10 protein-coding genes are annotated in these 12,782 nt (G+C 70.2%); 7 read left to right on the forward strand and 3 right to left on the reverse strand.

Annotated features, from left to right (window positions below):
- Positions 1-51: 51 nt before the first annotated feature.
- Positions 52-1,428 (reverse strand): SPFH domain-containing protein, encoded by a 1,377-nt coding sequence (locus ACR9E9_RS09455; RefSeq protein ID WP_435198229.1) that lies wholly within the window; start codon positions 1,426-1,428, stop codon positions 52-54.
- Positions 1,421-3,106 carry an SPFH domain-containing protein gene (locus ACR9E9_RS09460; RefSeq protein WP_435198230.1) on the reverse strand — a complete coding sequence of 562 codons (1,686 nt, stop codon included), beginning with the start codon at positions 3,104-3,106 and terminating at the stop codon, positions 1,421-1,423. The genes ACR9E9_RS09455 and ACR9E9_RS09460 overlap by 8 nt, the downstream gene beginning before the upstream one ends.
- Positions 3,107-3,294: 188 nt before the next feature.
- Between ACR9E9_RS09460 and ACR9E9_RS09465 the strand changes: the two genes are divergently transcribed.
- Positions 3,295-4,695, forward strand: coding sequence for a hypothetical protein (locus ACR9E9_RS09465; RefSeq protein ID WP_435198231.1), 1,401 nt, complete (start codon positions 3,295-3,297; stop codon positions 4,693-4,695).
- A gap of 78 nt (positions 4,696-4,773) precedes the next feature.
- Here the strand turns inward: ACR9E9_RS09465 and ACR9E9_RS09470 are convergent, their stop codons facing one another.
- Complete coding sequence (locus ACR9E9_RS09470; RefSeq protein WP_435198232.1) at positions 4,774-5,415, reverse strand: TetR/AcrR family transcriptional regulator; 642 nt, start codon at positions 5,413-5,415, stop codon at positions 4,774-4,776.
- Positions 5,416-5,567: 152 nt separating this feature from the next.
- Here ACR9E9_RS09470 and ACR9E9_RS09475 point away from each other — a divergent pair, with 152 nt between their 5' ends.
- From ACR9E9_RS09475 to ACR9E9_RS09500, 6 genes are read left to right on the forward strand one after another with little or no spacing between them, the layout of a single operon-like run.
- Positions 5,568-7,235: a class I adenylate-forming enzyme family protein gene (locus ACR9E9_RS09475; RefSeq protein WP_435198233.1), complete on the forward strand. Its 1,668-nt coding sequence runs from the start codon at positions 5,568-5,570 to the stop codon at positions 7,233-7,235.
- Entirely contained in the window at positions 7,232-8,002 is a 771-nt protein-coding gene (locus ACR9E9_RS09480) for an SDR family oxidoreductase (protein ID WP_435198234.1), read from the forward strand. The genes ACR9E9_RS09475 and ACR9E9_RS09480 overlap by 4 nt, the downstream gene beginning before the upstream one ends.
- A 30-nt stretch (positions 8,003-8,032) precedes the next feature.
- Positions 8,033-9,286 carry an acyl-CoA dehydrogenase family protein gene (locus tag ACR9E9_RS09485; RefSeq protein ID WP_435198235.1) on the forward strand — a complete coding sequence of 418 codons (1,254 nt, stop codon included), beginning with the start codon at positions 8,033-8,035 and terminating at the stop codon, positions 9,284-9,286.
- Positions 9,286-10,374: a phosphotransferase family protein gene (locus ACR9E9_RS09490; protein WP_435198236.1), complete on the forward strand. Its 1,089-nt coding sequence runs from the start codon at positions 9,286-9,288 to the stop codon at positions 10,372-10,374. The genes ACR9E9_RS09485 and ACR9E9_RS09490 overlap by 1 nt, the downstream gene beginning before the upstream one ends.
- 54 nt (positions 10,375-10,428) lie before the next feature.
- Positions 10,429-11,790 carry a short-chain fatty acid transporter gene (locus ACR9E9_RS09495; protein ID WP_435198237.1) on the forward strand — a complete coding sequence of 454 codons (1,362 nt, stop codon included), beginning with the start codon at positions 10,429-10,431 and terminating at the stop codon, positions 11,788-11,790.
- A 38-nt stretch (positions 11,791-11,828) separates the two neighbouring features.
- On the forward strand, positions 11,829-12,743 hold the full coding sequence (locus tag ACR9E9_RS09500; protein WP_435198238.1) for a DMT family transporter: 915 nt from the start codon (positions 11,829-11,831) through the stop codon (positions 12,741-12,743).
- The last annotated feature ends 39 nt before the right edge of the window (positions 12,744-12,782 follow it).

Consider the following 12,782-nt stretch of genomic DNA (forward strand, 5'->3'; position numbering starts at 1 on the left):
GGGGGTAGGGCGATCCGTTCGACGGTAACGCCTACCCGACCGTAGGTGGTGCTACTGGTCCTTCATCTGCTCCCGCAGGGCCCGCGCGGCCTCGGCGGCGACGCGCTCGGCGTCGTCCGAGGACTGCGCGACCCGGTTGCCGGCCGGGCGCGGCGGCGAGGCGTCGGCCTGGATCTGCGGCAGGAGCTGGGCCATGAGCAGGGTGGAGAGCGCCGAGCTGTCGCCCGTGCCGGAGTCGGTGTGGACGATGACCGGCCGGGGGGCGTGCTCCGCGAGCGAGGCGCCGACGTCGAGTCGACGACGGGCCAGCTCGTAGCTGAGGACCGCACGGTTGTCGCGGTAGGCCGTGGCCAGCTGCTCCTGGGCCTTGGCCTCACCCTGGGCCGTGACCAGGCTGGTGCGCGCGCGGGTCTCGATCTCGTAGCGGATCTTCTGCGCCTCGGTCTCGCGCTCCTCGAGCATCTGTGCGACGTCCTTGCGAGCCTTGTTCAGCGAGGCCTGGACCTCGACGACCTTGGCGTCGCGGACCTTCTTCGACCGCTCGATCTCGAGCAGGAGGGTGTCGATGCGGCGCTTGCGCGTCAGCTCCCACTCCTTCTCGTAGGCGACGAGCTCCTTGGCGACCCGCTCCCGGGTCGCGAGGTGCTCGCGGTACTGGTCGGGCAGCTGCACGTCGGGGATGTTGCAACCCATGATCTGCACGCCGTAGCGGGTCAGCTGACGGTTGAGCAGGTCCTGCATGTCCTTGACGTCGCTGCCGCGCAGGTCATAGGCCTCTTCGGTGCGCACCTGACGGCTGCGCTGGCGGATCGCGTCCTGCACCGAGTTCGACAGCACGAGGTCGAAGTTGCCCGCGCCGATCGTCTGCACGAAGCGGATCGCGTCGACGATGCGGAACCGCAGGAAGAACTCGATGGACTTCAGCGGCACGTTCTCGTTGGTCGGGGAGCTGAGCACCGGCGCGGTGTAGGGGATCTCGGTCGTGATGTCGACGACGTAGGCGACCCGGGCCCACGGGTGCCACAAGTAGTGGCGACCGGGGGAGAGACCGGGACCGCTGATCGCGCCGAACTTCGTCAGCACGCCGACCGTGCCCTCCTCGATCTCGACGATCGAGGATCGCCACCACCACAGTGCGGAGAGGGCGAAGGCGATGACGGAGACGAAGATCGCCATCCCGCCGAGCACCCCGTGGTCGGAGATCGCGAGGAAGAGCCCGCTGAGCAGGCCCCACAGGCCGAACCAGATGAAGGAGGTCCAGCCCAGGCCCCGCTTGTCCTTCGGGATGACGACCGGGACGACCGACCCGGAGTCGCCGCCGCGCAGGTACCGCGCGACGTCGCTCCAGCCGGAGACGACCTCCTTGATCGAGCTCATGCCCTGACCACGCACGGCGCGCACCGCTTGCTCCATCGCCTGATCACTCATTGCGCTCACCCTCGTTCGTCACGGTCTCCTGCGGGGCCGGCGGCGGTGGTGACTCGCCCGGCGGTGGGGGTGGTTGGCCGGTGGTGGCCTGCCCCAGCTGTGCCGCGACTCTTTCATCGGTCACCGACTGGCGGATCGCGTCGAGTCGCTGCTCACCCTCCTCGTCCATCTCGGCCTCCGAGGCCGGGAGGATCTCCACGTCGGTCTCCTCGGGGGCCTGGAGCAGGTCCTCGATGTCGGCCTCGCGGGCGGAGACCCGCTCGGCGATGTCGGGCTGGCGCGAGCGGATCGCCTCCATGTCCTCGCTGGTGAAGAGCTTCTCGTCCTGACCGCCGACGAGCTGGCGGGCGATCTGCAGGTAGTCGACGCCCTCCGACTCCTGGCCGACGCGCACGATCTGGGGAAGGGAGTCGGCGACCGACTCCATCTTCTCCAGCATGTCCTGCTGGTAGCGGTAGTCGAGGATCTCCGGCGCGAGCGCGGCACTCAGCGCGCGGATGTCCAGGGCCTGGGCCTCCAGCAGCGCGGCGTTGGCGTTGGCGTCCGACTCGGACTCGACGAAGCGCTGGCGGGCCACCGCTTCGGCCCGGTTGGTCTCCCGCTCCAGCGCGGTGTCCATCTGGGCCTGATAGCGGGCGATGTCGGCCTGGATCGCGGAGAGGTTCTCGTTGAGGGAGGCGAGGTCCTTGTTCAGGTCACCCTCGTTCTGCTCCTTCTTCAGGCTCAGCTCGTAGTCGTAGGTGTAGGCCTCCTTGGCGACCCGGATCATCTCCGGTGCTGCGAGGTCCATGCGGTACTCCTGCGCGGACGGCTCGGCGTGCGTGATGTTCGCCGTCGTCAGCTCGACCGCGGGGGCGAACTGCGCGTTGAGCTGCTCGAGCAGACGGCCGGTGCTCTCGCCGACGAGGTCGTAGATGCCCGAGGCCTCCTGCTCGTAGATCAGCGAGCGGGTGGTCTCCGAGATGGCGTTGTTCAGCTTGTCCTGGAAGCCCTGCACGGCGCCGAGGACGAAGACGAACTCGCGGGCGTTGACGATGCGGAACTGGAGGAAGAGGTCGACCGATGCCTGGACGCCGGACTTCGTCGGCGCCGAGCGGATCGGGGCGTTGAAGGGGTACTCCCGCGTCGTGTTGACGATGTAGGAGACCCGCTTCCACGGGTTCCACAGGGTCACCCGGCCGGGGCCGACCTCGGCCTCGACCTTGCCGAAGCGGCTGATCAGGGCGGTGCATCCCTCCGGGACCATGACCATCCCCTGGCGCCACCACATGAAGGCCGCGACGAGGACGACGAGCACCCAGTAGTGCGGACCGAAGACCGCGAGCGTCAGACCGAAGGGGAGGAACAGGACCGAGCCGACGAGGCCGATGATCACGAGCAGGATCACCGGGAGCATGGCCTTCAGGCGGCGGCCCTTGGGCATGACCATCGGGGTGATGACGTGGACCGGGCCGCTCTGACCCATCTCGTAGCTGCTGCGGCTCAGCGACTCCGCGGCGTCATTGAGCGAGACCTGCTCGGCGTTGATCCGGGTCGCGGCGGAATCCCCTTCGCCTCGGGCGGCGGGGAAGTCCCGCGCGTCGAGATCGAAGCCGGCACCCCCTTCGTCACGCCCCGAGACCTGCTCGGCCACCTTCCCCACGTCCGTGGTGCTCGCGTACTGACGTGCGGTGTCCATGAACTGCTCTGCTCGGGTGCTCAATCCGGTTCCCCTCAACGTGTTTCGGCGCCCTGATCTGTGTGACGAGTCTGTCACAGGCCCGCTCGGCTGCGACGTCCCAGGCTCTCGGCGGATCACACCGGTGCCCCCGGGAAGAGATCCTCGTGCCCAGCGGGTTCCCGACGCACCAACGACAAGGTTGCTCCATGACTCTGCTGTCACTGTGGACGAGGTTCGAGCGGGCCACCCGGCCGCTCCACCCGGTCACCGCACGCGTGCTCGCCGAGCGCTGGGCCGCCCTGCCCCCCGGGGCCAGGACGGATGAGCAGGTCCTGGGGCGGCACGCGGTGGGCTGCGAGGGCACGCACGGCGTCTTCCCGAAGTGCAACCTCACCTGCTCGCCCTGCTACCACTCCAAGGACGCCAACAAGGTGCGCGTCGACGGGGACCACACCCGGACGCAGGTGGAGGCCCAGATGGAGCTGCTGGCCCGGGCCCGGGGTCCGCGGGCGCACGCCCAGCTGATCGGGGGAGAGGTCTCCCTCCTCGACCCCGAGGACCACGCCGCCGCCCTGGCCACGATGCGTCGGTACGGTCGCGAGCCGATGTCGATGACCCACGGCGACTTCGACGACGACTACCTGCGCGCGCTCGCCCTGGACGAGCACGGGGCACCGCGCTTTCGTCGGCTCTCCTTCGCGGCCCACTTCGACTCGTTGATGCGCGGTCGTTCGGGGATCCCCCGGCCGAGGAACGAGGCCGAGCTCAACCCCTTCCGCGCGACGTTCGTGACGATGTTCACCGACCTGCGCCGCGAGCACGGCGTGCGTGCCTACCTCGCCCACAACATGACCATCACCCCGGCGAACCTCGACCAGGTCGAGGAGGTCGTCGCCGACGTGAGCGCGATGGGCTTCTCCATGCTGTCCTTCCAGCCCGCGGCGCACGTGGGGGACGAGCGACGCTGGAAGGGAGGCGACTACGCGACGGTCGGCATCGATGACGTCTGGGAGCGGCTCGAGGGCGGCCTGGGTCAACCCGTCGCGTGGCAGGCGCTGCAGTTCGGCGACGCCCGCTGCAACCGCTCCGCCATCGGCCTGCGCGTCGACGGCCGGTGGGTGCCGCTGCTCGACCCCGACAGCCCGGCCGACCTGGCGGCGCGCGATCGGGCCCTCGACCACTTCGGCGGGGTGAACTTCGGCGGGACGCCGCCGCCCGTGCTCGCGATGAAGATCCTGCGCGTGCTGCGGCATCACCCCCGTGACGCCACGGTCGCGATCGGCTGGGCCCGCCGACTGGTCATGCGATCCGGCGGAGTCCGTCACGCCTGGTCCTCGTGGCGGCGCGGCGAGATCACGCCGATGACCTACGTGGTGCACAACTTCATGGACGCGGCGGACGTCGACCCCGCGTGGCGGCTGATGCAGGCGGGTCAGGTCGCGACCGAGCCCGACGTGCGCGCCACCCAGGAGCGCCTGTCCGCGTGCTCGTACGCGATGGCGCACCCCGAGACGGGCGAGCTCGTGCCGGCGTGCGTGCAGCACTCCGTCCTCGACCCGCACGAGAACGAGGAGCTGCGCCAGCTCCTGCCGCTCACGGTCCTGTGACCCACGTCCTGTGACCCCCGGGCCGCCTCCTCGCGGGCGAGAGCCGGGCTCCGCCCGAAGGCGGTTGCGCCCAGCGGCTCAGGTCGTCGGTGGTCCGCCGATCGCCAGGGTGGCGATGTCGCGGTAGCGCTCGGCCAGCTGCTCGGCGGTCAGCGGACCGTCGGGCTGGTACCACTGCGCGACACCGGTGCACATCGTGGTCACCGCCGCGGTCGCCTCACGGGGGTAGGGGGTGGTGAAGGTCCCCGCCGCGACGCCCTGCTCCACGATCGAGTCCATGAGTCGTTGCTGGCGGTCGCGGGCCGCGATCTGCTCCGCGTGAGCGGCAGGGTCGAGACTGCGCAGCTCGCTGGAGGCGATGAACGCGAGTTGCTTCCGGTGCGCGTGGAAGAGGACCAGGCACTCGACGAGGAGGCCGAACTGCCGCGACACGCTGGGGCCCGCCTCGGCGACGGCGGCTTCGCTGCGCGGCCAGAGGTCGGACATGGCATGGGACATCACGGCCACGAGCAACGCGTGCTTGGAGGGGTAGTGGTGGTAGAGGCCGGGGACCGACAGGCCCGTCCGTGCCGCGATCTGGCGGATGGTCGTGCCGTGGTAGCCCTGCTCGGTGAAGCACTCGAGTGCGGTCGCGAGCATCGGCGGGAGGTCGTCCCGGTCGTAGTCCCGCCACGACGGTGTCGCCTCGTCACGGGCGGGCTTCGGCGATGGGCTGGTCATGACACCTCTGTATCGACTCTGCGGCGATGTCGACGGACGTGAGCCTTGACAGGCCCCGTGCGTCATCTCACACTGGAGCCTACCGAGCGATCGCTCGGTCGCGCCAGTCCCCACCAGGGGTCCCGAGTCCCGATCAAGGAAGGGAGCGCGCAGTGACCAGCTCCGTGACTCCGCAGTGGGTCAGTTCCTATCCGCCCGGCATCTCCGCCCACCTGGCCGTCGACGCGACCTCCCTCGTGGACGCCTGGCGCCGTCGGGTGGAGGCAGCCCCCGAGCGCAGCGCCATCGCGTACTTCGACGGCACGCTGGGCGCGCGGACCCTCGACGGGCTCTCCGACGCCTTCGCGGCCGCGCTCGAGGACCGCGGCGTGACCCACGGCGACCGCATCGGGATCCTCCTGCAGAACGTGCCGCAGTACGCGATCAGCTTCCTGGCGCTGTGGAAGCTCGGGGCGATCGCGGTCCTGCTCAACCCCATGTACCAGGGCCGCGAGCTGCGCCACCTGGTCGACGACTCCGGCGTGCGCGGGATCATCGCCGATGACCAGCTCCACGCGGCCACCGTGGAGACGGTCGAGGGCAGCCTCGTGGAGTGGATCGTGACCACCTCGGGCCGGGAGTACCAGAGCCGCGACGACGCCCGGGTCTTCGGAGCCCACGAGGCCGTGCAGCCGTCCCCGGACGGGGACATGGCCCAGCTGATCCGTGAGTACGAGGGCCGTCGGCCGACCGAGCCGGAGCTCGCCCTCGACGACATCGCCCTGCTCACCTACACCTCGGGGACCACCGGTCCGCCGAAGGGGGCGATGAACACCCACGGCAACATCCTCACCGTCGCGGCCACGACGGCGGCGTGGATGGGCGTGGAGCCGGGGGACTCCCACCTGGCGGTCGCTCCCTTGTTCCACATCACCGGCGCGGTGATCGGCGCGGCCACCCCCTTGCTGCACGACACGACGCTCGTCTTCGTCAACCGCACCGACCCGGCCGTCGTCGTCGACGCCTTCGCGGAGCACCGGGTCGCGTGCACCACCGGGTCGATCACGGTCTTCAACGCCCTCCACCGGGTCGAGGGGGCCGGCCCCGAGGACTTCGCCTCGGCCAGGACCCTGTACTCCGGCGGTGCACCCATCCCGCCGGCCACGGTCGAGCAGTTCCGGGAGCGGTTCGGGAAGTACATCCACAACATCTACGGGATGACGGAGACCACGTCGGCGGTCATCGCCGTTCCGCCCGGCGTCGACGCCCCCGTGGACGCGGCCAGCGGCAGCCTGTCCATCGGCCTGCCCATGCCCAACCTCGAGGCCAGGATCGTCGACCCGGAGGGCACCCCCCTTCCGACCGGGCACCAGGGGGAGCTCGAGCTCGCCGGCCCGCAGATCGTGCCGGGGTACTGGCAGAACCCGGAGGCCACCGCCGGCACCATGCCCGGGGGCCGGCTGCGGACCGGGGACGTCGCCGTGATGGACGAGGCCGGATGGGTCTACATCGTCGACCGGCTCAAGGACCAGATCAACGTCTCCGGCTACAAGGTGTGGCCGCGCGAGGTCGAGGACGTCCTCTACGAGCACCCGGCCGTCTACGAGGCCGCGGTCGTGGGCCAGCCCGACCCCTACCGCGGGGAGACCGTCGTCGCCTACGTCTCCGTCAAGGGCGGTGAGGAGGTGGCCGAGGAGGACCTCATCGACTTCACCAAGCAGCGCCTGGCCGCCTACAAGTACCCCCGCACCATCCATGTGATCGACGAGCTACCCAAGACGCAGACCGGCAAGATCCGCCGCCGGGTCCTGCGCGAGACCCCCCAGGAGGACGACACGTGAGCACTGATCGAGGACTGCAGGACAAGGTCGCGATCGTCACCGGCGCGAGCCGGGGCATCGGTCTGGCCATCGCCCAGGACCTGGTCGCCAACGGGGCCAAGGTGTGCCTCACCGCGCGCCGGCCCGAACCCCTGGAGGAGGCCGCGGCCGGCTTCCCCGAGGGCTCGGCCATCGCGGTGGCGGGCAAGTCGGACGACCCGGACCACCGGCAGGAGGTCCTGGACACCGTGGCCGAGCGCTTCGGCGGGCTCGACATCCTCGTCAACAACGCGGGGATCAACCCGGTCTACGGCCCGCTCGAGGAGCTCGACCTGGACGCGGCCCGCAAGGTTTTCGAGGTCAACGTCCTCGGGACCCTGGCGTGGGTGCAGGGCGTGCTCGCCCACGGCGGACTGGACTTCCGGGCCCGCGGCGGGAGCGTGGTCAACCTCTCCTCCGTCTCGGGGGAGACCCCCTCGCCGGGCATCGGCCTCTACGGGATCAGCAAGTCGGCGGTCTCCCACCTCACCCGCACCCTCGCCGTCGAGCTCGGGCCGCAGGTCCGGGTGAACGCGGTCGCCCCGGCCGTGGTCAAGACCCAGTTCGCGCTCGCCCTCTACGAGGGCAAGGAGGAGGAGGTCGCGCAGGGCTACCCGCTCCAGCGTCTTGGCACCCCGCAGGACGTCGCCGGCGCGGTCACCTACCTCGCCTCTCCCGACGCGTCCTGGGTGACCGGCCAGGTCCTCACCCTCGACGGCGGCCTGCTGGTCGCCGGCGGCACGGCCTGATCCACCGACCCCTCGAAAGGACCGCACCACATGACCGCAGCAACGCCCGAGGCGGCCCACACGATCGAGACGGTGGAGGAGCTGCGCCAGCGCACACGCGACTTCATCCGTGGGACCGTCCTGCCCGCAGAGCCCGCCCCCGGTGAGCGTCTGGACGACGCCACCCGCGACCGCCTCCAGCAGGCCGCCAAGGACGCGGGCGTCTTCGCCCCTCACGTCCCCGTCGAGTACGGCGGGCAGGGCGTCCCGATCCAGTGGTGGTCGCAGATCTTCCAGGAGGCCGGCTACTCACCGATCGGCCCCTCCGTGCTCAACTGCATGGCCCCCGACGAGGGCAACATGCACATGCTCAACCTCGTCGCCACCGACGAGCAGAAGCGGCGCTACCTCACCCCCTTGGCCTCCGGGCAGGCACGCTCCTGCTTCGCCATGACCGAGCCGCACCCCGGTGCGGGCTCGGACCCCGACGCCCTGCTGACCACCGCTCGGCAGGAGGGTGACCAGTGGGTGATCAATGGTCACAAGCGCTTCATCAGCGGGGCCCGGGGCGCGGGCTTCGCCATCGTCATGGCCCGCACCGAGGCGACCGACGGGACCGCCGCCGGTGCCACGATGTTCCTCGTGGACATGCACCACCCGGGCATCCGGGTGGGCGAGCCCATCCACACCATCGATCGGGCGATGGCCGGCGGGCACCCGCACGTGTACTTCGAGGACTGCACCGTCTCGTCCGAGGCGGTGCTCGGCGAAATGGGACAGGGCTTCCGCTACGCGCAGGTGCGGTTGGGACCGGCCCGGCTGACCCACTGCATGCGCTGGCTGGGGCTGGCCCGACGCTCCCTGGACATCGCCCTGGACCGTGCCGAGCGGCGCTCGGTCTTCGGTGCGGAGCTGAAGAGCCTCGGCCTGGCCCAGGAGCTCATCGCCCAGTGCGAGATCGACATCGAGACCTCGGACGCGATCATCGCCAGGACCGGCGCCCTGCTGGCCACCGACCCCAAGGCCGGCTCGGCCATGTCCTCGATCGCCAAGGTGCACTGCTCCGAGGCGATCTTCCGGGTGGTCGACCGCGCCATCCAGATCTGCGGCGGGGACGGTGTTTCCGACGGGCTGCCCCTGGCCCAGTACGCCGCCGAGGTGCGCGGCTTTCGCATCTACGACGGGTCCAACGAGACCCACAAGTGGGCCATCGCCCGCCGCGCCTCCTCCCGGCGCCGCAAGGCCGTGGAGGCCGGCGCGCCGTACCAGGCCGACGCCGTGGTCCGGGACACGGAGAGCCACTGATGACGATGCAGACCACCCCCGACGGCGTGGAGGTCGTCGCCACCGTCGAGGACGCCAAGGCCTTGCCTAGCCCGCCGCTGCTCGTGCTCGAGACGGTGACCGCGTTCCTCGACGAGCACGGTCTCGGGTCCGGGCAGCTGGCGTGGGAGCGGATCGGGGACGGCCAGTCCAACATCACCTACCGGATCAGCAGGGGAGGGCAGATCTTCGTGCTGCGCCGCGGCCCCCGGCCGCCCCTGCCGCGATCCACCCACGACATGGTGCGTGAGGCCCGGATACAGCTGCTGCTGGGGGCCGAGGGGATCCCCGTCCCCGAGGTCCTGGCGGTGTGCGAGGACGAGTCCCTGCTCGGCGTCCCCTTCTACGTCATGTCCTACCTGGACGGCGTGGTCATCACCGAGACGATCCCGCAGGCGCTGAGCCCGACCGAGCAGCGGGACGCCACGAGCCGCGTGGTCGTGGACACCCTCAGCCAGCTGCACCGCGTGGACGTGACGAAGGGGGACCTCGCCGGGTTGGGCCGGCCGGAGGGCTACCTCGAGAGGCAGGTCGCGCGGTTCGCGCAGCTGTGGGAGGCCAACACGACCCGGGAGCTGCCGCAGGTCGCGGCCCTGGCGACCTGGCTCGAGGAGAACCGCCCCACCACCCAGGCTGCCGCGGTGGTCCACGGCGACTACCGCATCGGCAACCTGATGTTCGCCGACCGCGCGCCGGCCACCGTCGTGGGGATCCTCGACTGGGAGATGGCCACCCTGGGTGACCCCCTTGCGGACCTCGGCTACCTGGCGGCCACCTACTCCGATCCTGGCAGCGAGCCCACGATCATGGAGCTCACCCCGGTCACCCACCAGCCCGGGTACTGGACCCGCCAGCAGATGGTGGACCACTACGCCGAGCAGAGTGGTCTCGACGTCACCGCCCTTCCCTGGTACCAAGCGCTCGCACTGTGGAAGTCCGCGATCTTCTGCGAGGCGATCTACACGCGCTGGCTCAACGGGGAGCGCCCCGGTGACGATTTCAGCCCGACGCTCGAGGCCGGCGTCCCCCTGCTGCTGCAGCAGTCGCAGAAGCACGCACAGGAGTTGTAGCGGCGCCGTGCCATCGGCACGAGCGCACCCCACCACAGAAGAAGGATGTCCACCATGTTGCAGACCTTGTCGCGGCCGCTGAGCCGTTTCGTGGAGCGCTGGCTCCCCGGGCCACTGATCCTCGCGATCATCCTCACCGCCATCGTCTCGGTCATGGCGCTGACCATGACCGACATCGGCGTGGGCGACCTCATCCTCGGCTGGGGCGACGGGCTGACCGGTCTGCTCGCCTTCATGACCCAGGTCTCGCTCGTGCTGCTCCTGGGTTTCACCCTGGCCAACACCCGACCGGTCCACTGGTTGCTCGTGCGCGTGGCCTCGGTGCCGCGCACCCCCCGCCAGGCGTACGGCTTCGTGACAATCATCGCCGGGCTCGGCTCGCTGATCAGCTTCGGTCTGGGGCTGATCGTCGGTGGCGTCATCTCGGTCGAGGTGGCCCGCGTGGCGCGCAGTCGCGGGGTCAAGCTGCACTACCCGCTGCTCGTCGCCTCCGCCTACAGCGGATTCGTGGTCTGGCACATGGGTTACTCCGGCTCGGGACCGCTGAACGCCGCCACCGAGGGCGGGGCGTACTCCGAGCTTCCCGGTGGACTCGTGGACATCACCCGGACCACCTTCTCCACCTGGAACATCATCGCCACGGTGGTCACGCTGGTGGTGATCGCCGGTGCCATGATGCTGCTGGCGCCCAAGGAGCACGAGTACATCGTCCCCGCGCCCGACGCCGTCTTCGACGCGGTGGACGCTCCCGCGGACAGCGCTGCCCCGGAGGCCGGCCGGAGCCGGACGCCGGCGGACCGCCTGGAGCACCTGCGGCTCTTCACCCTCGCTCTGGGCGTGCTCCTCGGCGCCTACCTCGTGCTGTACTTCGGCAAGAACGGCTTCGACCTGACGCTGGACATCGTCAACTGGACCTTCCTCGCCCTGATCATGCTCCTCGTGGGCAATGCCAGTGAGCTGGCCGCCCTGATCGTGCGCGGTGGGCGCACCGTCGGTGAGGTGCTGCTGCAGTACCCCCTGTACGCCGGGATCATCGGCATGATGAGCGTCAGCGGGCTCGTGGATGTCATCAGCGAATTCTTCATCGACATCTCCACCCCCGGGACCCTGGGCCTGTGGACCTTCCTCGCTGCCGGCCTGCTCAACATGTTCGTCCCGTCCGGTGGGGGGCAGTTCACCGTGATGGCGCCGCTCTTTGCCGAGCCGGCGAGGGCGCTCGGGGTCGACCAGTCCGTGGTCATCATGGCCATCTCCTACGGCGACCAGTGGACCAACATGATCCAGCCGTTCTGGGCGATCCCCCTCCTCGCGGTGGCCGGGCTGAAGGTCCGCGACATCCTCGGGTACACCTTCATCACCCTGCTGCTCAGCGGGCTGATCTTCGCCGGCGTGCTGCTCATCGTCGGCGCAGGCTGAGCCACGATGGCTGACGGCCCGCGGTCGAAGGGTGTGACGTGATCCGGCTGCTCACGTCCACGCCCGCCGTGATCGCGGGCCTGTGGACGATCTGGGGCTCGGCGTTCCTGGCGATCAAGGCCGGGCTGTCGCAGTCCTCGCCGGAGGCCTTCGCGCTCCTGCGGGTGCTGTCCGCGATCGCGGTGCTCCTGGTCATCGTCATCTGGCGTCGCGACAGCCACAGCGGCTTCCTCGGCGGACGGGGGATCCACCGCTACTGCATCGCTCTGGGTGCCACCAACGTCGCCGGCTTCCTCGTCTTCCAGAACGCGGGACTGGTGGAGGCCCAGGTCGGGATCGCCTCGGTGCTGGTCTACACGCAGCCGCTCCTCGTGGCCATCGGTGCTGTCGTGCTCCTGCACGAACGTCTCTCGAGCCGGCAGGTGCTGGGTCTGATGACCGGATGGCTCGGGGTCGCGCTCGTCGTCGCGGGCGAGCTGAGTGCCGACCTCACGCCGGCGGGCTCGGCCCTCCTGCTCCTCGGAGCGGCCGTCGCCTGGGCCGCCGGCACGCTCGTCTTCAAGTCGCTGCCCTCCGATGTGTCCGTCTGGAGCGTCCTGCTGTGGCAGAACATCTACGGCCTGCTCCCGGTCAGCCTCATCGCCCTGTGGGGCACCAGCACGGTGACGTGGGGCGTGCCCTTGCTCGTCGGCGTGCTGGGAGCGGGTGTGGGCGGCAGCATCGGGGGCTTCGGGCTGCAGTTCGTGCTGCTGCGGCGCGGCAAGGCGAGCGTGGTGAGCTCGTGGATCTTCGCCGTGCCGATCATCGCCACCACGCTCGGCGTCCTCGTGCTCGGGGAGACACTCCACGCGGGGCTGCTCGCCGGCGGGGCTGCCGTGGCGGTGGGGATCTACCTGGTCAACTCGCAGGGGCGGCGGGCTGCGGCCGGTGAGGCGGAGGCTGCTGCGTCGTGATGGTGAGGGCAGCAGAAGGCCCCAGGGCGTGGGTGGATG

The sequence above is a fragment of the Janibacter sp. GS2 genome (genome assembly GCF_051200835.1).
Taxonomy (GTDB): Bacteria; Actinomycetota; Actinomycetes; order Actinomycetales; family Dermatophilaceae; genus Janibacter.